Raw genomic sequence first — 19,606 nt, 5'->3', positions numbered from 1 at the left:
AACGCCCCCTGATCGTCGACGATCAGGGGGCGTTTTTGTTGGAGGCATGTCGGGATCAATGAGGCGCGTCGTCTGCGTCGCTCGGTCGTTCGTGGAGCTGAGCATCGAGCTCGACTTTGCGCAGGCCGATGCCCCGGCTCTCGGTGGCGTCGGGCTCGACGTAGCGCAGATCGCGGATGAAGACGGTGTGGCCCTCGTCGTGGGATTGCACCTCGAAGACGGGGAAGCGCACCCAGTTGGCAAAGCCGCGTTGGGAGGGGGCGCTCAGCGCGGCCTCGGCGATGGGGCCGGGCTCCTCGATGGGGACCGGGGCGTAGCGGGGGGCGATGGCGTCTTCGCCCGGCCAGAGGGTGAGCTTGAGCGCGTGGTAGTGGGTCGAGGACCTGGCGAGCACCTCGCGGGCGAGGGGGTTGGCGGCGGCCGGGCCGGTCATCACGACTTCGGCCTCAATGCCCTGGCCGGCCAGATGGTCGGTGACGCGGGAGGAGGCCAGGGTGTTGCCCAGGCCCATCAGGCCTAAGTAGGTGCAGAAGAGGGCCAGGCATGAAGCCGCCGCCAGGCGGCGTTTATCGGGGGTGTAGCCCGAGGCGCGCAGCGCGATGATGGCCACCACGCCCACCCACCAGGCGATGCGCGCCGGGGTGGGGACCATGCCGGCAAAGGTGATCAGCACGCTCATGGCCGCGCCGAGCACGGCCCAGGCACCCAGGGCCAGACGGCGTTGGGAGTAGGTCAGCACGATGGTCGCGCCCATCAAGAGCCACATCCACGGATCGATGATGAAGAGGGTGTCACCGTAGAACCAGCGCCCGTCGAAGGGCATCAGCAAGCGCACCCCGTAGGTGTTGAGCCAGTCGAGCGCCGGGTGACTCAAGGTGCCCAGGTAGGCCAGCCCTAAGGTGGCGCGGGGGTCGACCGGGGCTTTTTGAGGGTCGCGTCGGCGTCGCCACAGCCGGTCGTAGGCCACCATCAGGGCGGTGAGGAGCAGCGGCAGGAAGATCATGGCGAGCACACCGTGGGTGTGGCCGCGGCGGTGAAGCAGCGAGGCGTCGTCGCCGAGCACCGAGACGATGACGTCGATGTCAGGGATGTTCGCGCCGATGATCAGAGTGGCGGTCGCCAGCGGGGTGAGCTCTTTGAGACGGGTCTGTGCCAGGGTGGCGCCGGCCAGGGTGTGGGCGATCGGATCCATGGGGGAGACTGCCGGGACGTGAGAAACGAAAGGGGGGGAGGTTCGGGAAGACGCCGTGGATTGTGGCTCTTCGGGGCGTAAGGGCAAGGATGTTCAGAGTAACTTTGATGTGGGCGCAAACAAACACAAACAAAACGAGCGCCGCGCCCTCATGTGCTGAGGGGGCGGCGCTCAAGGGGTGGGCGTGATGGCAAAAATCACGCGGCGTTTTCGGGGGGAGCCGGGGTCTCCTCGCGGCCGTCGGCGTGAATGGCAAAGCGGCCTTTGTCGCGGGGGTGAACCGGGGCGTCGGCCTCAAAGGGCCAGCCGCCAAAGCCGGTGTTCTGGTAGTCGATCATGATCTGGCGGATATCGCCCTGGTAGTTACCCACGAAGGGGCCATGCTGAACCACAGGCTCGCCGATGGGGCGGCCCTGAAGCACCAGCACTTCGGCCAGAGCGGTGCCGGTGTTCTTCAGCGTGACCTCGGCGTCGCCCTCAACCTGGGCGCCGTGCCGGGGCTCCAGGGCCACATCCTCCAGGGTGAGCGCGTCGCCTTCGAAGAAGTAGAGCACGCGGCCGGTCTCCTCGTTGGCGGCCGGCAGGGTGAAGGAGGCGCCGGGCTGAAGTTTCAGCGTCCAGATGGCGATGTTGGACTCGTCGCGGGCCGCCCAGGAGCTGGGGGGCGGGGCGAGGGCATCAAGCCCGTGCAGGGTGCCAGCGATGACTGCAACCTCACCGACCACCTCGTCGCCCTCTTTGATGAGGTGGCGAGGGATCGTCTCGTTCCAGAACATGGTGAAGTAGGCGTCGTTCTTTTTGTCTTCGCGCGGCAGGTTCAACCAGATCTGAAAGAGCTCGGTGGTGTTGGGGTTCTCGCGATCGAGAAGGGGGAAGGCCTCCGAGTGCACCACGCCCTTGCCGGCGGTCATCCACTGCACGTCGCCCTGGCCAAAGCGCGCCGAGGCGCCCATCGAGTCGCTGTGATCGATGAACCCCTGGCGGGCGATCGTCACGGTTTCAAACCCGGCGTGCGGGTGGCGCGGGAACCCGGGGACGGTGTCGCCGTGGTACATCGACCAGCCGTCTTTGCCCGAAAAGTCCTGGCCGATGTTGCGTCCGGCCAGTGAGGCATCGGGGCCCATCTGCTCGTTGGCGCGGGGGTAGCGGTCGTTGTGATGCGTGCAGAAGAGGAAGGGGTCCAGCGTGGGCCAGGGGTTGGAGGTCAGGGGGACGATGGCCCGGATGGCATTTTTTTCGCTCATGGGAAGCTCCGTTGGGCAAACATTGGGTTGCGTAGGTGGGCGCAGCGTTGCGGGTGCAACCTCTGCGCATTCACCTGGACAACGGCCGAGGTCGCTGGAGCAATCCCCCGCGGGATGAGCGGTGATGTTGCGCGAGCGCAACGCGTCTGACGCCGGCTCAGGGCCTGGCGAGTTCAGGGGCCTGGCGAGTTCAGGGGGTGGCGGGGGCGTCGTCGCGGGGGTGAATAAAGACGAGGCCCTGGTCGCCGTCGACGGTAATGAGATCGCCATTCTTAATGATCTCGGTGGCGCGGCGAGCGTTGACGACGGTGGGAATGCCGTACTCCCGGGCGACGATGCAGGAGTGGCTTAAGGGGCCCCCCAGGCTCATGACGACGCCGGCCGCGGTTAAAAAGAGCGGGGTCCAGCCCACGTCAGTGTAGGGGGCGACGAGGATGTCGCCGGGGCGAATCGAGGCATCTTCGCTGGAGGGGTCGAGGATGACCCGGGCCGGTCCGGTGACGCGGCCGGGGCTTCCGCCCAGACCGCTGATGCGTCCGGTGGCGCGGGAGGGGTCGGGGGCGTTTTGGTGAAGATCATCGTCGGCGATGATCTCGTGGCCGCGCAGCAAAAAGGTCGCGGGCGGGTCGGGGAGCTGTTTGTAATGCTGAAAGAGGGCGCGTCTGGCGAGCACACGCAGCGCGAAGGTGGAGGCCAGATGCGGAGCACTCAGCCAGGCCCGCAGCTCGGGGGCGGTCAGATAGAAGACCTCCTCGGGGCCCTGCAGGATGTTCTGTTCGGTCAGACGGCGTCCGCACTCCAGAAAGAAGCGGCGGTAGACGTCGAGGGCGTCGACGACTCGGTCGCGCATGTATTCGCGCTGGCGGGCGTTTTTGCGCGTCAAGCCGATGACCGCCGAGAGGGCTTTGCCAAAGGGGGCGGGCAGCTCGGGGGTGGGCAGCTGACGGGCGCGTTGCTGCTGGCGCACGCTCTCGGTGGAGCTGGGGAGGTGGGGAGCGTCAATGAAGCTCTGGAGGACCTCGAAGAGAAAGCTCATATCTTCGCGCCAGCGAGGCGTGGCGAGTTCGGCCTCGCGGGGGGCGCGGTGGCCGTAGTGTTTGCGGAAGGTGTCGAGCTCGACGAGAAACATCGCCACATCGTCGTGCTGCGACTGCGCATGCAGCGCCTCATGGACCTCGCCGGGGGCGTTTTCGGTGATGAGGCGGCGCAGGCGCAGGGAGCGGCGCGCGATGCGACCGAGCTCCAGAAGGGCCAGCCCGGGCTCGGCGCTTTTCACGTCCAGACCGGCGATGAAGTCGCGGGGGGAGGAGGGGGCGTCGATCCCGGTAGCGCCCAGGAGCCGGAGTGCCTCGGAGGTCAGGGCGTAGCTCATCAAAAAGTTGGAGCTCACCGAGAGCATCACAAGGCCGGTGCGCTCGAAGAGTCCATCGAGGTGATCGAGCTCTCCCAGAAGTTCGGGGGAGGAGAGCTGGGAGAGGTCGCGATCGAAGAACTCGTCGACCTTGCTCGTGAAGTAGCGGCCCCAGAGCGGGGCGACGAGGGGCATGGAGAGCTGGGCGCCGAGGATTTTGGGGATGGTGGTGGGCAGGCGTCTGAAGAAGTCGCGTTTGGAGCGGCGCTCGTAGATATCGCGCACAAGCTCCACGCCGCCTCCACCGGCCATCTCAAAGAGGCGCTCCGGGCTGAAGATGGGCAGCCCGCTGGCGATGCTCATAAAGCGGGTGAGGTTGAGGTAGATGCGACCCTTAAAGGCGCGCACAAGCTCGGCGTCGTCAGGCACGCTTAAGCCCAGAGAGCCAAAGGCCTGCTCAAAACCGCGGCGGCTAAAGCTCTCTAAAATGCTCCAGGTCAGCGGGGTGGCCACGCCCGGGAGGGCTTCGCCGACGTTGGTGTTGGTCCAGACCTGATCGGGGTGTGCCTCGCGGGTGGCCGTGGAGGTGATGGGGCGCGCCTGCACAAAGAAGAGCTCGGGGCGGTGGGCCTCCGGGTGGGGAAGGGCGTAGGCCCATTCCACGTCGACGGGCATGCCCGAGGTCGATTCGATGGTGGCACCGGCGGCGGTGAGTTCCACGCGCTGCTCGGCGCTGAGCGTGGGGGGCTGCTCGGGGGAGGCATCTTCGCCGCCGGCCGCCACATGCCGGCGCACATAGCCGGAGTGTTTGTCGAGGTAGAAGGTCTCGGTATCCTGACCCAACACCACCGCGGTTCCGGCGCCGGGAGCGCAGCTGATCACAACTTCGTTGGTGTCACCGCTCAAAGGGTTCTGGGAGAAGAGCACGCCGGCGCAGACCGGTGTGAGCATGGCCTGGACGATCACCGCCATCGGCGCCGGGGTCAGGGTGATGGTGTCGTTGGCCTCGTAGACCAGGCGCTCCAGGCGCAGAGCGCTGGCCCATACCTGGCGGATGGCGTCGGCGACGGCGTCACTGCCCCGGACATCGAGCAGGGTGAGGCCCTGGCCCGCAAAGGAGCGCTCTTTGCCATCTTCGTCAGTGGCCGAGGAGCGCACCGCCCAGGTCTCGGTGGTGCTCGACGCCAGCCGGGCCTCGATCTCTTCGAGGAGCGTGCGCGGGAGCTCCGCCTGCAGGATGGCCTCGCGGAGCTCGGCCAGCGAGGTGGCCTGGAGGGCCAGGGGAGCGAGGGCGGCCTCAAAGGCTTCGGTGGTGATGACGAAGGCCTCCGGCACGTTGAAGCCGGCACGGACCAGCTGCCACAGACCGTAGGCTTTGCCGCCGACGCGGTGGCGGCTCATCGCCGCGCTCTTGCTCGGTGCATTCAGCGCCAGCGTCCAGCTCGACGGGCTGCCGGGCTGGCGGTGGGGGCCGAAGCGAACGATGGGATCAGCTGTGGGAGAGCGTTTCATGAACCCAACTGTGGTAGGCGGCGGCCACGCGGGCGCTGTCCAGGGCGATGTCTTCGGGCACGCTGTAGGAGTGCAGCTCGGCCAGACGTGCGGAGAGCTCAGGGTAGCGCTCCTCGGTGGTCTTGATCAGCAGGGTATGCTCCTGATCTTCGCAGAGCTCACCCTCCCAGAGATAAAAGCTGGTCACCCCGGCGATGACGTTGACGCAGGCGGCCAGGCGCTCCTCGACGAGCTGGCGAGCAAGACGCGGGGCATCTTCGGGCGGGCAGTTGCAGAGCACGATGCGGACCATGGTTTAAACCTGGGTGGGGGCAGCGCTATCAGACATCTCCTCAACCTCCAGCCCTTCGGCTTGCCCGGTGTGGGCCGGTGCGTCAATCGGCTCGATGGTGCCCGCCAGGAAGTGCATGAGCAGGTGGTCGACAATGGCGCGGGGCTCGGCGTCTTTGAGCGTGCCGTAGACGACGCGTTCCATGATGACGCGCTCGACCATGCCGATGGTCATGGAGGCCAGGATGGTAAAATCCATCGGGGCGATAAGCCCGCGCTGGCAGAGGATGCGGTTGAAGTCGGAGAGCATCGCCTGAAGCGTCTCGTAGAAGTGGCGGATAAGCTCGTTGATCTCCGGCGCCACCGCCATCGCCTCGTTGAAGAAGATGGCCGTGGAGAGCTCGTTTCTCAAGAGCTCCTCGGTGAGCATCAGGCCGACCCGGGTGAGCTCTTCGCGAAGATCCTCGCGGGAGTCGATCGCGCCGGGCTCCCAGCTGGCCACGGTGGTGACGACCATCTCCAGAAAGTCGCTGATGATCTCGGAGAAGAGCTGCTGCTTGCCCTCAAAGTAGAGGTAGAAGGTGCCCTGGGCGACGCCGACTTTTTTCACGATCTGGGAGACGCGCGCGGCGTGGTAGCCGTGCTCGTGGAAGACTTCGATGGCGGCCTGCTTGAGCTCTTCGCGGCGTTCATCGCGGCGGGCCTGTCGGCGTTGTCGCTGGGCACTCATCGGGGCTCCGAAAAAAGGAGAGTCAGGGGCGGATGTTGAGTGGTTTAATAGATTCAGTCTGGTACGTCGATTCAGTTGGCCAGGATATGGCTGATTCGCACGAGGTCGCCATCATGGTCGGCGGGCTCCAGCGCGAGAAGATGCGCCATCAGGGCGTAGAGGTCGACGATCTTCAGCGTCTCACTTTGCAGGCCCTGCTTGAAGTCGGGGCCAATGGCGGCGAAGAAGCCGTGCATGTCTTCAAACTCGGGGTCGTAGCCGTGGCCGCCCGCGCTGACGCCGATGTTATCCAGAATGTACTGGTTGGCGATGGTGTAGGGCGGGTCGGCGACGACGAGGATCTCGGGGATGCGCTCGTGGTTGGAGTAGCGCAAACGCTCGGGCACATCTTCTTTTCGATAAACGGTGTAGTTCTCTTCGGCGGCTTTGAGCGCCTGGTAGACCTCGTCGGCTTTGCCCGCGTCCGGGATGAGGCTGGCCACCGGTGACCATTCCACCACAAAGACGTCGCGCTCGTCGATGATGTGATCGAGGCGAATGACCTTATCGTCGTCCAGAGCCGTCATGCCGTGGTCGCTGACGATGAGGATGTTGACGTTGGGCCAGAGACCGGCCGCCTCCAGCTCGTCGATGAGGTAGCCCAGGTTGGCGTCGGCTTCCTGAAGTTCGCTAAAGAGCCGCGAGCCGCGGGGCCCCTGAGAGTGGCCGACGCCGTCGAGGTCGGAGAAGTAGAGCGTGGCAAAGTCGACGGGGTCGTCGGCCGAGAGCCACGCGACGACCTGGTCGATGCGCTCGCGGGCAGGGTTCATGTAGTTGGTCGCAAAGGGCATCCAGTGGGTGGGGCGCTCCCCACCGATCTCGGCCTCTGAGCCCACCCAGAAGTACGTCCCGGCGCGCTTGCCCTGCTTCTCGGCCGTCACCCAGATGGGCTCGCCGCCCCACCAGCGTGACTGGCCCTGAAGTTCGGCGTCGCTCATACGCAGGCGGTCGCCGGTGGCCGGGTCGCGCACGGTGTTGCCCACAATGCCGTGGTTCTCAGCATAAAGACCGGTGACGATCGAATAGAGGTTCACAAAGGTCTTTGTGGGAAAGACCGGCTCCAGCGAGTCGGCGACCACACCCTCGCGGATGAGACGGTCGAAGTTGGGCGTGGGCGCCAGGCTTAAGTAGTCGGGACGAAAGCCATCAAAACCGATGAGAATCAGCGGAGTCTCATCGCTGATCGGATCAGAGGTGTCGCCGTCGTCAGGATCTTCGGTCACATCGGGCCCGGTGGCGTCCAACTCCGGGGTGTCGGTGTCGTTGTCGGCGGGTGAAGAGGAGCACGCCGGAGCGGCCAGCAGCAGGGTGGCGAAGAGGGCCAGCGTCAGCGCGCGGGTGGGGGACGTCATCGAAGGCTCGTGGGGGAGAGATTCGGGGGGCGGCACGGTCGGGCGCATAGTGGCGAAGTTGGGAGGTGTGCGCAAGGTGCCGACCGCATCAGGACGAAGCCAGCGGTGTCGCTGCGTCCTCGCGGTGGCGCTGCCACAGCTTCGTCCTGGCTCCTTGCTGGACTTCGCCCTGAGTGCGGTCGGGTTGGGCGGTTTGCGTTGTGGTTATGGGGTTGTGTGGTTGAGGGCCGCCGGGGTTCGCGATGTTGGTCGATTCGGGCGTACCTCCGAGGTTCGCGTTTTGTGGTTAGGAGGTTGTGGGGTTGTGTGGTTGAGGGCCGCCGGGGTTCGCGACGTTGGTCGATGTGTGCGTGCGTCTGGTGGGGTGCGTTTTGTGGTTAGGAGGTTGTGGGGTTGTGTGGTTGAGGGACGCCGGGGTTCGCGATGTTGGTCGATTCGTGTGCGCGTTGGGGGGGGCGCCTCTTCGTGTGCCCCCCAACCCGAGCGCATCCAGCGCCTTCGATAGCAAGGAGGCAGGGATGAAGCTGTAGCAGCGCTACTGCGAATCCCTGTCGACGCAGCTAGCGGAGCGCTGGGGCGCTCGGCTCAGGAGACGCGCGAGAACCAGGCCAGATATTCGATATTGCCGGCCGGTCCGTGGACCGGGCAGTCGATGCCCTGGACGAAGGCCATCTGGGAGGCGCGGGCCTGGTCGATGACGCGCTCAATGGCGTCCTGGCGAGCCCGGGTGTCGCGTACCACGCCGCCTTTGCCGACGTTGTCGGGGCCGACCTCGAACTGGGGTTTGATCAGCGTGATGAGATCGGCGGTGGGGGAGAGGAAGGGGAGGGTGGCCGGCAGGACGAGATCCAGGGAGATGAAGGAGCAGTCGATCACGGCCAGATCGCAGGGGGCGTCGAGGGCATCCGGGGAGAGGTGGCGGATGTTCTGGCGTTCCATATTGATGACGCGGGCATCCTGACGGAGCTTCCAGGCCAGCTGGCCGTAGCCGACGTCGACGGCAAAGACCTTGAGGGCCCCCTCCTGAAGGACGCAGTCGGTAAAGCCGCCGGTGGAGGCGCCGACATCGATGACAACCTTGCCGGTACAGTCGTAGCCAAAGGCATCGAGGGCAGCTTTCAGTTTGAGGCCACCGCGGGAGACGTAGGGGAGCTCGTCGCCTTTGAGTTCGATGGGGGCGTCCAGCGGGATGCGGGTGCCGGCTTTGTCGACGCGCTGCCCGTTGACGAAGACGTCACCGGCCATGATGCGGGCCTGGGCGCGGGAGCGGGTCTCGACGAGTTCGCGCTCGACCAGCAAAAGGTCCAGGCGTTGTTTGGTGGCCATAGGTACTGCTCGGTGATGCCGAAGAGAAATCGGAAGCGCGCGGTGGTATCGCCCGCATCGGTACAACGCTGGCGGCCTGAGTGCGGTCGGGCTGTATCAGCTCTCTTCGTCGTAGTTGTAGATGTCGGCCAGGAAGTGGGGACGGCCCTCATCGTCGACGCGCACGGTGTAGTACTCAATGAAGACGGGGACCTGGTGCTTGAGGAAGATCGGGTTGTAGTCGCCCTTCTCCAGGATGCGGTCGATGTCGGGGTTCTGGCCGTCGAGCTGCAGGAGGGTTTCGGCCATGTTCAGGGGCTGTTCCATGCGAATGCAGCCGTGGCTGAAGCCGCGAACCGGCCGCGAGAAGAGGGGCTTGTGGGGAGTGTCGTGCAGGTAGATGTCCTGGAGGTTGGGGAAGATGATTTTGACAAAGCCCAGGGCATTTTCGCCGCCGGGGAGCATGCGGACGTACTCCCAGGTGCGTCCGGGGAAGGCAACCTCGTAGCCGTTGGCCTCGTACCAGGAGGGGATGTGGTCGGGGTTGGTGGTGGAGACATCGACCATGCCGGTGTGCGGGTCGAGGTAGGGGAACTGCGCTTTGAAGCGGGCCAGACCCTCTTCACCGGGGAAATGATGCTCGAGGATGCGGCGCAGGGGCTCGGTTTTGATGGCGCGCACGCGTCCGGTATCGGTGGAGCGCATGGTGGTGAGCGACTCGGCGGGGTCGGGAGCGGTGACCGGGGCGGCAGGCACCGTGGGTTGGGCAGCCGGCTGCGCGCTTGACGGAGCGGCGGGCTGAGCAGCGGCCGGGGGGCCTCCGATCATGCCGGGAGCGCGGTTGGCGGTGAGGGTCGGGGCCTGAGGCGCGCGCAGGGCACCCGGGGCCGGAGTGGGTTTGGCGGAGGCCAACAGAGCGCTCAGGCGAGACACGTAGGCGTCCGTGATGTGGTTGTGGACCTTGGGAATGATGGATTCCGCCCGGATGCGCGGGGTGACGTTCCAGTAGGGGTTGTAGATGATGCGATCGATATACGCCGCCAGAGTGGGGGTGCGGTTGGCGCGTTCGGCTTCGCCGGTGAGGGGGTTGACCTCTTTGTTGTTGTTGCCGACGACGATGCCAAAGCGGAGCTTGAGCTCCTGCGCCTTCCAGAGCTCGACGTTGAAGTCGGGGATGTTGACGAAGACGTACTGATCGTCTTCGGCGTGGCGGGTGTTGGTGGAGCGCCAACGTGTGATGTTGAGGGCGATTTGAGCCAGGCGGCGCTGGGCCGGCACGTTGAGCGAGCCCCAGAAGACGTTATGAGGCTTGCCGTTGGCGACCATCTGGTGGGTGTGCTGGTACTCGCGTACCGCCTCCTCCAGCGCCTCGTCGTAGTGGTCGTCGATGGGGGCGTTTTCGGGATAAAAGCCCTCAATGCGCAGGCGTTGCTTGAGGTGGGTGACAGCCTCCGAGCGCTGGCCAGGCTTGAGCGAGCGGGGTGTGGGAACCTCCTGCCAGCCGCCGGCCTCGACGATGTCGCGGTAGCGCCGGTAGGCGTTGATCAGGCCCATGTATTGCGGGTTCTGCGGGGGCACCCGGTCGATCACGGCCTGCGCCTCTTGCGGGGCTTTGGCGTCGAGCAGGTCGCTTAAGGTCTGTTGGATACCGCGGTGAAAGATCTCCTCTTTGCGGCGGTTGGCCATCTCGGTGGCCACATGGGAGGCCTGACGCCAGACCTGGCCGGCGCGGAAGGGGCCTTTGGCGGCGTCGGGGCGAGTGGAGCGACTGTCGGGCTCGTTGTACTCATCCCAGTGGCGCTCGTGCACGAAGATCTCTTTGAGGCGGAAGTAGCGCAGTTCGCGGGCGTAGCGGGCAAGGCCCATGGCCAGCAACCGCTCAAGTCTGGCCTCAATGGCGATCACATCGGCGGACTTCGTCTCGTAGGCCTTCAAGGCCTCATTGAGACGCTGACCTTCGGGGGCGTTGAGCAGGGCCTCGGTCAGCTGCGGACGCGAGTCGTCGCTGAGCGCGAAGGTGGAGACGGGCTGCTCGGTGAGCCAGGCGGTGGCCGCGGCGATTTCGGCCTCGGTGGGTTGCAGCCCCTCAAAGTCGGCGTAGGCCTGCTTTTTGGCCTCGAGCTCTTCAAAGAGCCTGGCGAGCTCGTCGAGGCGGTAGGGCGCGGCATCGAGTTGATGATCTTCGATGACCTGAAGTGCGTTCCAGAGGGCTTCGCCGGCCGGGGTGAGCGTGGCGTTTTTAACGAGCGCGGGTTCGTACTCCCGCTCGCGATAGATCTGATTGACGAGCGTCGCAAAGGGGGGCTCACCGCTTGCCTGACGGACCTCATCGCTCTTCTCAAAGGCGGCTTTAAGCGCCTGGCTGGCCGCTGCCGAGGCGCTCTTCTCACGCAGCGCGTCTTCGAGCGTGGGGGCCCACTGAGCGGCGTAGCTCTGCGCGGCGGCCGGCTCAATGGTGGGCTCGGAGCAGGCGCTGAAGGCAAGCAGAGAGGAGGTCAGAAGTCCCATCGCCAGAAGACGCAGCGAGTGAGAGGCGCGATGCGGTGTGTTGAAGATCATGGGTGTCGGGGCGCCCGAAAGGCGCGGTAAGAGGGCCGAAAAGGCGGCACTACAGCGTTGGAAGTATAAACCAGGGCCGGCGAAAGATTAAGAAAAGCTCGTTCGCTTTTCTGTAAAGTAAAGCAGAGGGCTCGCCCGTCGGGATGGAAAATCATCAACACGGGCACGACCTTAGCTCGCCTGGCGAGGAAGGGTGGGGGGTCAGCGCACGCGTTGCCAGCGGGATCGGGGGAGCTCGGAGGAGGTGGGTGGTGCGCCGTTGCCCAGGATGTAGATGGCGCGGCGGTTGGCTTCCTCGGCGGTCTCATCGGGGGTGGGTTTGGCCAGCACCGACTCGCCAAAGCCCTGATAGAAGACGGGGATGTCGAGCCCCTGAGCGGAGAACCAGCGGCCGATGGCCCGGGCCCGGCGCTCCGAGAGCTCCTGGTTGCTCGACGCGTTGCCCACCGTATCGGTGTACCCGGCGATGTAGAGCTGCATCTGCAGGCCCTTGTCGCGGTGGGCGCGCATGGCCTGCTGCACCCGCTCCAGCGTCTCCGTGAGTTTGGGAAGCTCGCTCTCCTGCCAGGTGTGTTCGCCGCTGTCGAAGACCACGCTCTGGTGGGGAATCTCCACCCAGAAAGGCTCCAGAATAAAGGACTCCCAGAAACCCTCGGTGTCGTGCACGGCCACCCGCAGCGCGGCCAGATCGCCTTCGGGAACCTCAAAGCGAAGCTCAATATCGCCGCGGGCCCCCCGATGCTGCGAGGTGTGCGTGCCCAGCGGGCGGTTGTTGGCGTCGAAAAACTCGATCTCCACCTTCTCGACCGGGCGGTTGACACGGATGGGCAGGCGGCCCTGGCCGAGCTCGACCTCCTCGGTGTCCACCTCGACCTTCAGCGCTTCGGTGTAGGCGACATCAAAGGTGAGCTCAAACTCCACCGGCTCCCCGTCGATGTCTTTTGCGCGCAACGTGACGGTGTAATCAAAGGTGCCCGGGGGCTGCTCGATGACGACCTCTTTGACTTCGCCGCGCTCAAGGCTCCCCAGACGCCGGGTGGTGGTGTGGCCGTCGGAGCGCTTAAAAGTGAGCTCGGCGTCGCTCAGTACCGCCGGAGAGCGCAGCGTGAGCGAGGGTTGGCCCTGGCCGACCTGCACGCGGTTGTTGACGCGGTACTCAAAGTCCTGGGCGCTTGCCGGTGAGGTGCTCAACGCGAGCATCAGCAGAGATGCCCCGCTAAAGTGAGCAAGGGTGCGCAGGTTTCTTTTCGTGAGGGAGGGCAGAGTCAAAAACTTCATCGTCGGGCGCCGGGGTAAGAGGTGGGGCCGATGGCCGGTGCGTCGCACTGTGGTATACGACGTGGCAGCGCGTCGATTCAATGCGAGTCGACGCCGAAGTGATGCCGAAGCGAGGAGAAGCGCGATGGATGAGGCGGTCAAGGTCCGCGATGCGGCCACGGTGATGCTGATGCGCGATGGTGGGTCGGGGCTTGAGGTGCTTTTGATGCGCCGCCACAGCGGGCATGCGTTCATGGCCGATCGCTGGGTGTTTCCGGGGGGACGGGTCGATGCGCGCGATGGTGATGCGGCGCTCAAAGAGGCGTTTTCTCAGCCCTTTGAAGCGGCCGCCGGCCTGGCCGAAGACGAAGACGCCGCGCGCGCGCTCACCATCGCGGCCCTGCGTGAGGTCTTTGAAGAGACGGGGGTTCTGCTCGCACAACCCGAGGGCACGGCCGGCGAGGATGGCCCGCGCCTCTCGGCGATCTTCGAGGCCGATCGTGAGCGCTGGCAGGGGTGGCGTCAGAAGCTCGACGAGGGGAGTGTCTCGATGGTGGCGTTCTTAGACGCGCTCAAGGAGGCCTGCGGTCGGCCGGTGCGCCTGAATGCCTCCGGGCTGCATTATTACGCGCGCTGGATCACGCCGGGGTTTGAGTCGCGGCGCTACGATACGCGTTTTTTTGTGGCCCGGGCACCCGCGGGCCAGGCGGTCCGGGTCGATGCGCGCGAGCTCGTGGAGAGTCGCTGGTTTGGTCCCGAAGAGGCGATTGTGGCGTACCGCAGAGGAGAGATTCTGCTCGCGCCGCCGACCCTGTGTGTGCTTGAAGATCTGCAGCACTTTCAGAAGAGCGGGGGCGTCGACGCGCTCGTTGCAGAGCTTGAGCATGCCTCGATCGACCCGATTCTGCCTCAACTTCTCGAAGATGTCCCCGAGGGTGATGAGGCTGTGCTGCTGCTCCCCGGCGATGCGGCCTACCGCGAGGAGCGTGTCGATGTGGACGTGGCCCGGTGCCCTCCGGGCCGCACGCTGCGCGAGCGAAGCGGGGTGACCCGGGTGGTGCGCCGCAGCGGGCTCTGGTGGACCGAGCGGGGCTGAGAGCCCACGAAAAGACCCGGCCAGCCTTTAAGGGGAGGCCGGAGCGCTTTCGCGGGGTGTCTCCGGGGCGGGGAGCTGACGCAGAGGCTGGAGCGCCTCGGTGGTGCGGCTGATATCGGCGCCCGAGGGGGCCTGAAACGCCCGCAACCCGAAGCGGGGAAGCGACGCCAGGATATGGTCGAACACATCGCCCTGGATCGCCTCGTACTCCGTCCACACGGTGGTGTTGGTAAAGACGTAGATCTGCAGGGGCAGCCCCTGGGAGGTGGGCTCAAGCTGGCGGACCATGAAGGTCATGTCTTTATGAATGCCCGGATGCTCGCGCAGGTACAGCCCGATGTAGGCCCGCAGAGTGCCGATGTTGGTGAGTCGACGCCGGTTGATGCCCTCGGTGGCAAACTCTTCGGAGAGCGTCGTTTCGTTATGGTCGCGGAGCTCTTTGAGTTTTTGATCCAGGTAGGGCCGAAGCACCCGGATGGTGCGCAGCCCGGTGATGTCTTCCTCACTCAAAAAGCGCACCGAGCCCAGGTCCAGATGGATCGCACGCATGATGCGTCGACCGCCGCTCAGTTGCATGCCTCGCCAGTTTTTAAAGGAGTGCTCCAGAAACTTATGGGTGGGAATGATCGTCAGGGTGCGGTCCCAGTTCTGCACGGTGACCACGTTGAGCGCGATGTCGGTGACGTCGCCGTCGGCGTTGAACTGGGGCATCTCGATCCAGTCCCCCACGCGCAGAAGATCGTTCTGGGTGAGCTGAATGCCCGCCACCAGGCTTAAGAGGCTGTCGCGGAAGACCAGCAAGATCACCGCGGTCATCGCGCCCAGACCGCTCAAAAGGATCAGCGGGGAGCGGTCGAGCAGAAAGGAGACAATGAGGATGCCCGCCACGCAGTAGACGAGCACCTGCACCACCTGCAGATAGCCTTTGATGGGGCGATCACGGTTGACCGAGAAGCGCCGATGCAGCTCGTTAAAGGTCGAGAGCAGCGCGCTGATGCTGCGGGCGATGACCACAATCACCGCGCACAGACAGATCAGCCGAATCGCCTCGCTCAAACTCGCCGAAAGATGCGGCACCCAGGTGATGCCCAGCTGCAGGGTGAGCAGCGAGGGGAGCGCCGCCAGACGGTGCAAGACCTTCTGCTCCACCAGGATGTCATCCCAGGCGATGGAGCTTTTTCGGGCAAAGCTGAGCAGCGCCGGAAGCGCGATGCGACGCGTGATGAGCGTGACGATGGCCAGCGCCAGAAGAAGCGCGCCAAGCCCGAAGCCCAGCGCGTAGAGCGCCGAAGGATCGAAGGCCGCAAACCAGTCTTTAAAGGGGAGGTTGTCCATACGAAGCTCCTGAAGAAGTTGCAGGGGCCCCGGGCAGACGTGAGAAAAGGCGGACTAAAAGAGCCCGGAGCGCTTCACGATAACAAGGCCCACACCGGGGCCTTCGCTGACCTGAAAGCGGGTGAGGTGTTGGCCCTCACAGAGCCCTGTGTGGCACAGACCGGAGTGAGGGTCAAAGCGAGCGCGGTGCATCGAGCAGACGATCGAGGCGTCACGTGGATCAAAGAGCCGGGAGGGATCCTCACCAAGGGGCACGCCCCAGTGGGGGCAATGATCGTCGAAGGCCACCAGCGTACGGGCGTCGACGCGTAAAAGCACGCCGCGGCCGGTGCGACCGGAGCCATCGCGGTAGTCAAAATGGCGGGCGTCGCCGGGGGCTTTGAGCTGGCTGCTGTCGACGATGGCCAGGGCGTCGGAAGATGGGGTGGGCATGATGCGGACCTGGCAAGGCATGCTGGAGAGGTCGAAGATGGTGGCTCAGCCGGCGGCGATGGCGCGGCTTAATGCCAGCGCCTGAGCCATGATCGTGACCTGGGGGTTGGCACCCAGCGCGCTGGGAAAGAGCGAGGAGTCGACGATGTAAAGCCCCTCGTGGTCGTAGGTGCGACCATCCTGCGGGCGCGCCACACAGCGCTCCGGGTCATCGCCGATGCGGCAGGTGCCCATCGGGTGGCTTGCGTAGAGCGAGAGGTCGCCCGGGGTGTGGTGGATGCGCACATGATCTTTTGCTGCGTTCACGCTCTCAAAAAAGCGGCTCTCCCGCACCATCGGCATCACGCGACGGGACCCGGCCTCAAAGAACATCTCGACCAGGGTGTGCAGTCCGGCGGTGAGCTTTTTCTGATCGTCGCGCTCAAGCATATAGCGCACCTTTGCGCGTTGGTCCTTGCCCGGGCTGACCTGCCCCGTGGAGCTGTCGCGGATGAGCAGCCCACAGGCGGCCATGGTGCGAAACTCCCTTAAGAACTCCGCGCTGAGATCGACGCCTGCGCGCGCGGCCTGGCTTAAGAAGACGTCGGGGGAGGCCGAGAAGGTCTCCAGCAAGATCTCCGGATCGTCGGGATGATAGGCATAATACCCCTGGGTGGCACCGGACCACAGGCGGATGGGCTCCTCGAACTTTGCGATCACGCCGACGGTCGGATGCACGTGCAGGTTCAGTCCGACCTGAGCGCTGGAGTTGGCCAGCCCCTGATTCAGAAGCAATATCGGGGTGTTAACGGCCCCGGCGGCAAGCAGAGTACGGCCGGCCTCAATGGTATGTTCCACGCGCACCTGGCGCGTCTCGGGGTGGCGGGTGTGGGCAATCAATCCGGTGATGCGGCCCTGCGCGTTGAGCGTGAGGCGCTCGCAGCGGGTGTCGGCAAAAAGACGCGTATCAAAGCGGAGCGCGCGGGGAAGCCAGGTGATGTCGGCGGTGGCTTTGCCGCCGGTGGGACAGCCGGTCTGACAGGTGCCGCAGCCCACGCACCCCGGGGCGTTTCGGGGCATGTAGGCGTGGTCGAGGCCCAGCTGCATAAAGCCGCGCTGCGCCACCCGGGCGTTCTCACCGGCAAGCGCTGCGGGGGTGGGAGCCACGCCGATGACCTCTTCAACCTCCGAGAAGATCCGATCGCGGCGCTCCGACCCAAAATGGGCAAGACCCCACCGGTCGACCCACTCGTCGAGCACCGCATCCGGCGCCCGAAAACAGATCGCCGAGTTGACCAGCGTGCCCCCTCCCACCCCTCGTCCGCTGGCCAGAGGAATAAACGCGTTTCCCTGCATCACGCGCGTGGCCTGCTCCTGCATCAGATGTTTGGCCGCCCAGCTTTGCTTTCGCTTAAAGCTGTGGCGCGGCCAGAAGCGCCCGTCTTCGACAATCAGCACGCTCAAGCCCGCCGCAGCGAGCGTCGCGGCACAGACCAGCCCGCCCGGCCCCGCGCCCACAATGGCCACGTCCACCTTATGGGTCTGCTTCTCGGGCGCCTGTTGAGCCTCAAAGCTCTCGTAGGTTTGCAGGCGGTCGCCGAGATGGTCTTCGGCGGAGTAGTCCAGGATGGGGTGCGTCATCGTCGCGCTCGCTCCGAGGTGATGGCGTTGAGGATCATTGCCAATCCCCGCAGGTGTAGTCGATGCCGGCGGCACGAATGACCTCGGGGGCCTCGCAGTAGCCCATGGCGAAGATCATCTTGAGCGCCTTAAAGGCGTCCTGACGCGCGCCGAAGCTGGAGGTGTCCCAGGCGCGCAGGATGGCCTGGCGCTGGCGGCGGCTGCGCCGGTGAAAGGCCCTGGGGGGCAGGGTGGCCATGCGCCCGACATCGTCGATGGCGTGCAAAAGAAGACGCAGCAGATTGGCGGTGTCTTCGGGGATGGCGCTTAAGTACGCGTCGACGGCCTGGACCACCCCGACCTCGTTTCCCGGGGGCATGCCCAGGTGGTCGCCCGGGTAGAGGGCGTCGCAGATGGCTTCGCAGATCTCGACTTCGCGCGCGCTCAGGGTGGCCATCGGCGGGGACGCCGGCTGATCGTACCAGCCCAGGCCGACGCGAGCGGTGCCGGCGCTCAGCGCGAGCGCCGGCACGCCCAACACGCTGACTTTCAGGAAGGTGCGTCGTCGCATGGCATCCATGGCCGTCTGTCCCTGTGCGAGCCTGATTTCTGGAGTCCCGAGCCCTGTGGAAAAGGTGTGTAAAATCACAGCGCCAGAACGCGTAACATCTCTTAGATGAAGAGGATAACGCGTCGTCGTCTCAAAGCGTAGTAAAAACCGACCGGCTGGTTGGTTTTAAGCAAAACGCAACGCGCCGGGCACCGATTCCCGGCGTCGTGGTGACGCTTCGGCAAAAAACGCTCTCGGGAGGCTCAGATGAGCTGGGCGTGGTTGATCACACCGACGCCCACCCCCAGCACGAGCGCGTTGAGGGCGACCAGGCGGTGGCTGAGTCCGGCTTCGTGCAGCAGGGCCAGCACAAGCGTGCTCAGTGCAAACTCGGGGAGAAACCCGTCGAGCAGCGCCCGGGAGGTCTGCGGGTGCACCAAAAAGGCCGCCGGGGGCAAAAGGCTGAGCAGGGCGACGACGATCGCGCGGAGCGCCGGCGGCAGCTTTTCAAAGAGGTGCTGCTGGACGGAGCCCTGCCAGAAGAGCGCGCTGAGCGCGAGGCTCAGGCCCAGCATCAGGCCGAGCGTGGCGCTGTCTGTGAGCCAGGTTGCCGGGCGAAAGCGAGCCGGGGTGTGGACCAGGGACAGCGCACCCAGGGTCAGCGGAGCAGCCAGAGCGGCGACGATCGGGAGGTGTTGCGGCCGGAGCGCGGGGGTTGCGCGGGCCTGAGCGAGTTCCACCTGGCCCACCAGAAAGGCCAGCGCCGCCAGGGTGGCCGGGGCAAAGAACCAGGCTCCGGCGGCGACCTGTACCTGACCCCCGGCCAGCGCCACCAGGGGGGGCGTCAGCAGAAGATGCGCGGCGGACAGCCCCACCGAGGCAGCCAGCGCCAGGGCCAGAAGCATGCGTGTGGGGGCGGGGGATGTCTCAGTCATGGGGGGCCTGCTTTACCCGCGGGAAGTCGGGGGCATATTTGAGAGGTGGGGACGACAAGGGTCTTTGACGAGGTGCGATCATGATCAGCCCGAATTGGCTTGTCCAGTCCAGCGCGATCGGTGCCATCGGCATCCTGGCGTTGGGCATGGGGATGTGGGGAACAGGGGTATGGGAGACCGGGGTATGGGAGACGGGGGAGCGTGAGGAGCGGGAGGTCAGCTCTCCGACATCATCGCAGGTGATCTGGGTGCATGGCGAGCGAGGTCTTCGGGCTGCCGGCACCATCCGCTACACCGACGGGGTCGCCAGTGAGTCACGGGTGGAGCGTGCTCGCCGCCTCAACGCCGAACACAGGGCGGAGCGCGAAGCGCAGCGGCGCGCTCAGATCGTGGCGCAACGCGCCTTTGAGGCCAGCCGCCAGGCCGCCAGGCATGCCGTGTACCATGGCACACACCGCAGTGGCGATGAGGAGAGGGTGGACTGGAGTGAGCGCCGTGCGGCGCGTCAGACTGAGCTGGCCGCTCGGGAGGCGCAGGCGCAGATGATTCGCACCCATCTCTTTGAGCTCTACGCCGGACCGCAATGCCTCGACGATCGCTTTGAGCCTTCGGAGCCTCCCGCGCAGGACGAGCACAGCACCGAGCCCGACGCCTTCTTGCAGTCCACCTCGCAGGAGGCCACCGAGGCCACCCGCCAGAAGGTCGAGGATAGCCTGGAGCGTGCGTTTGAGGAGATGCAGCGCGTGTTTACCCCCTGAGAGCTTCAAAGCGGCCCGGTGATGCGCCGCGCGCAGGCCGAAAGTCAGCTTTCATCAAACCTCCAACAAAAAACCCCGCGGACCGAAGTC

General features: G+C 65.4%; 16 protein-coding genes. 2 read left to right on the top strand and 14 right to left on the bottom strand.

The features are described 5' to 3' along the window. Positions 1-55 precede the first annotated feature (55 nt). The 9 genes from EA187_RS08005 to EA187_RS07965 form a co-directional block, all read right to left on the bottom strand. Positions 56-1,192 (bottom strand): metal-dependent hydrolase, encoded by a 1,137-nt coding sequence (locus EA187_RS08005; RefSeq protein ID WP_115606270.1) that lies wholly within the window; start codon positions 1,190-1,192, stop codon positions 56-58. 197 nt (positions 1,193-1,389) lie between these two features. Beyond that, complete coding sequence (locus tag EA187_RS08000; RefSeq protein WP_115606273.1) at positions 1,390-2,436, bottom strand: pirin family protein; 1,047 nt, start codon at positions 2,434-2,436, stop codon at positions 1,390-1,392. 190 nt (positions 2,437-2,626) lie between these two features. Further along, positions 2,627-5,299 carry a PEP/pyruvate-binding domain-containing protein gene (locus tag EA187_RS07995; RefSeq protein WP_127779906.1) on the bottom strand — a complete coding sequence of 891 codons (2,673 nt, stop codon included), beginning with the start codon at positions 5,297-5,299 and terminating at the stop codon, positions 2,627-2,629. Then, entirely contained in the window at positions 5,277-5,591 is a 315-nt protein-coding gene (gene cutA / locus EA187_RS07990; RefSeq protein WP_127779905.1) for a divalent-cation tolerance protein CutA, read from the bottom strand. Before cutA ends, EA187_RS07995 begins: the two co-directional genes overlap by 23 nt. A gap of 3 nt (positions 5,592-5,594) precedes the next feature. Next, on the bottom strand, positions 5,595-6,299 hold the full coding sequence (locus EA187_RS07985) for a TetR/AcrR family transcriptional regulator (protein WP_127779904.1): 705 nt from the start codon (positions 6,297-6,299) through the stop codon (positions 5,595-5,597). 71 nt (positions 6,300-6,370) lie between these two features. After that, positions 6,371-7,690: an alkaline phosphatase family protein gene (locus EA187_RS07980; protein ID WP_164856110.1), complete on the bottom strand. Its 1,320-nt coding sequence runs from the start codon at positions 7,688-7,690 to the stop codon at positions 6,371-6,373. Positions 7,691-8,275: 585 nt separating this feature from the next. After that, positions 8,276-9,016 carry a TlyA family RNA methyltransferase gene (locus EA187_RS07975; RefSeq protein ID WP_127779902.1) on the bottom strand — a complete coding sequence of 247 codons (741 nt, stop codon included), beginning with the start codon at positions 9,014-9,016 and terminating at the stop codon, positions 8,276-8,278. Positions 9,017-9,112: 96 nt separating this feature from the next. Then, positions 9,113-11,554, bottom strand: a complete 2,442-nt coding sequence (locus tag EA187_RS07970; RefSeq protein ID WP_127779901.1) for a L,D-transpeptidase family protein — start codon at positions 11,552-11,554, stop codon at positions 9,113-9,115. A 201-nt stretch (positions 11,555-11,755) separates the two neighbouring features. Beyond that, positions 11,756-12,832, bottom strand: coding sequence for an OmpA family protein (locus EA187_RS07965; protein ID WP_164856109.1), 1,077 nt, complete (start codon positions 12,830-12,832; stop codon positions 11,756-11,758). Positions 12,833-12,956: 124 nt separating this feature from the next. Between EA187_RS07965 and EA187_RS07960 the strand changes: the two genes are divergently transcribed. Then, the gene (locus EA187_RS07960) at positions 12,957-13,907 is read left to right on the top strand and encodes an NUDIX hydrolase (RefSeq protein WP_127779900.1); all 951 of its coding nucleotides are present in this window, start codon (positions 12,957-12,959) and stop codon (positions 13,905-13,907) included. A 27-nt stretch (positions 13,908-13,934) separates the two neighbouring features. Here the strand turns inward: EA187_RS07960 and EA187_RS07955 are convergent, their stop codons facing one another. From EA187_RS07955 to EA187_RS07935, 5 genes are all read right to left on the bottom strand, one after another. After that, positions 13,935-15,242 (bottom strand): mechanosensitive ion channel family protein, encoded by a 1,308-nt coding sequence (locus EA187_RS07955; RefSeq protein WP_127779899.1) that lies wholly within the window; start codon positions 15,240-15,242, stop codon positions 13,935-13,937. A gap of 54 nt (positions 15,243-15,296) precedes the next feature. Continuing rightward, a complete protein-coding gene (locus tag EA187_RS07950) occupies positions 15,297-15,674 on the bottom strand; it encodes a Rieske (2Fe-2S) protein (protein WP_164856108.1) in 378 nt (125 codons plus the stop codon). A gap of 45 nt (positions 15,675-15,719) precedes the next feature. Beyond that, positions 15,720-17,294 carry a GMC family oxidoreductase N-terminal domain-containing protein gene (locus EA187_RS07945; protein ID WP_115606296.1) on the bottom strand — a complete coding sequence of 525 codons (1,575 nt, stop codon included), beginning with the start codon at positions 17,292-17,294 and terminating at the stop codon, positions 15,720-15,722. Between the two features lie 34 nt (positions 17,295-17,328). Beyond that, entirely contained in the window at positions 17,329-17,844 is a 516-nt protein-coding gene (locus EA187_RS07940; RefSeq protein ID WP_164856107.1) for a gluconate 2-dehydrogenase subunit 3 family protein, read from the bottom strand. Positions 17,845-18,086: 242 nt separating this feature from the next. Next, positions 18,087-18,758, bottom strand: a complete 672-nt coding sequence (locus EA187_RS07935) for a hypothetical protein (RefSeq protein ID WP_127779897.1) — start codon at positions 18,756-18,758, stop codon at positions 18,087-18,089. A gap of 80 nt (positions 18,759-18,838) precedes the next feature. On the opposite strand from EA187_RS07935, the gene EA187_RS07930 reads away from it, so the two are divergent. Continuing rightward, positions 18,839-19,516, top strand: coding sequence for a hypothetical protein (locus EA187_RS07930; RefSeq protein ID WP_127779896.1), 678 nt, complete (start codon positions 18,839-18,841; stop codon positions 19,514-19,516). Positions 19,517-19,606 lie beyond the last annotated feature (90 nt).

The sequence above is a fragment of the Lujinxingia sediminis genome (assembly GCF_004005565.1).
GTDB lineage: Bacteria > Myxococcota_A > Bradymonadia > Bradymonadales > Bradymonadaceae > Lujinxingia > Lujinxingia sediminis.
Note: the sequence above shows the minus strand (reverse complement) of the source record. Positions and strands in the feature narration are given on the sequence as shown.

Excerpts from the sequence above, each read along its gene's own strand:
- EA187_RS08005 (WP_115606270.1), bottom strand. The coding sequence starts at position 1,192 with ATGGATCCGATCGCCCACACCCTGGCCGGCGCCACCCTGGCACAGACC.
- EA187_RS08000 (WP_115606273.1), bottom strand. The coding sequence starts at position 2,436 with ATGAGCGAAAAAAATGCCATCCGGGCCATCGTCCCCCTGACCTCCAAC.
- EA187_RS07995 (WP_127779906.1), bottom strand. The coding sequence starts at position 5,299 with ATGAAACGCTCTCCCACAGCTGATCCCATCGTTCGCTTCGGCCCCCAC.
- cutA (WP_127779905.1), bottom strand. The coding sequence starts at position 5,591 with ATGGTCCGCATCGTGCTCTGCAACTGCCCGCCCGAAGATGCCCCGCGT.
- EA187_RS07985 (WP_127779904.1), bottom strand. The coding sequence starts at position 6,299 with ATGAGTGCCCAGCGACAACGCCGACAGGCCCGCCGCGATGAACGCCGC.
- EA187_RS07980 (WP_164856110.1), bottom strand. The coding sequence starts at position 7,690 with ATGACGTCCCCCACCCGCGCGCTGACGCTGGCCCTCTTCGCCACCCTG.
- EA187_RS07975 (WP_127779902.1), bottom strand. The coding sequence starts at position 9,016 with ATGGCCACCAAACAACGCCTGGACCTTTTGCTGGTCGAGCGCGAACTC.
- EA187_RS07970 (WP_127779901.1), bottom strand. The coding sequence starts at position 11,554 with ATGATCTTCAACACACCGCATCGCGCCTCTCACTCGCTGCGTCTTCTG.
- EA187_RS07965 (WP_164856109.1), bottom strand. The coding sequence starts at position 12,832 with ATGAAGTTTTTGACTCTGCCCTCCCTCACGAAAAGAAACCTGCGCACC.
- EA187_RS07960 (WP_127779900.1), top strand. The coding sequence starts at position 12,957 with ATGGATGAGGCGGTCAAGGTCCGCGATGCGGCCACGGTGATGCTGATG.
- EA187_RS07955 (WP_127779899.1), bottom strand. The coding sequence starts at position 15,242 with ATGGACAACCTCCCCTTTAAAGACTGGTTTGCGGCCTTCGATCCTTCG.
- EA187_RS07950 (WP_164856108.1), bottom strand. The coding sequence starts at position 15,674 with ATGCCCACCCCATCTTCCGACGCCCTGGCCATCGTCGACAGCAGCCAG.
- EA187_RS07945 (WP_115606296.1), bottom strand. The coding sequence starts at position 17,294 with ATGACGCACCCCATCCTGGACTACTCCGCCGAAGACCATCTCGGCGAC.
- EA187_RS07940 (WP_164856107.1), bottom strand. The coding sequence starts at position 17,844 with ATGCGACGACGCACCTTCCTGAAAGTCAGCGTGTTGGGCGTGCCGGCG.
- EA187_RS07935 (WP_127779897.1), bottom strand. The coding sequence starts at position 18,758 with ATGACTGAGACATCCCCCGCCCCCACACGCATGCTTCTGGCCCTGGCG.
- EA187_RS07930 (WP_127779896.1), top strand. The coding sequence starts at position 18,839 with ATGATCAGCCCGAATTGGCTTGTCCAGTCCAGCGCGATCGGTGCCATC.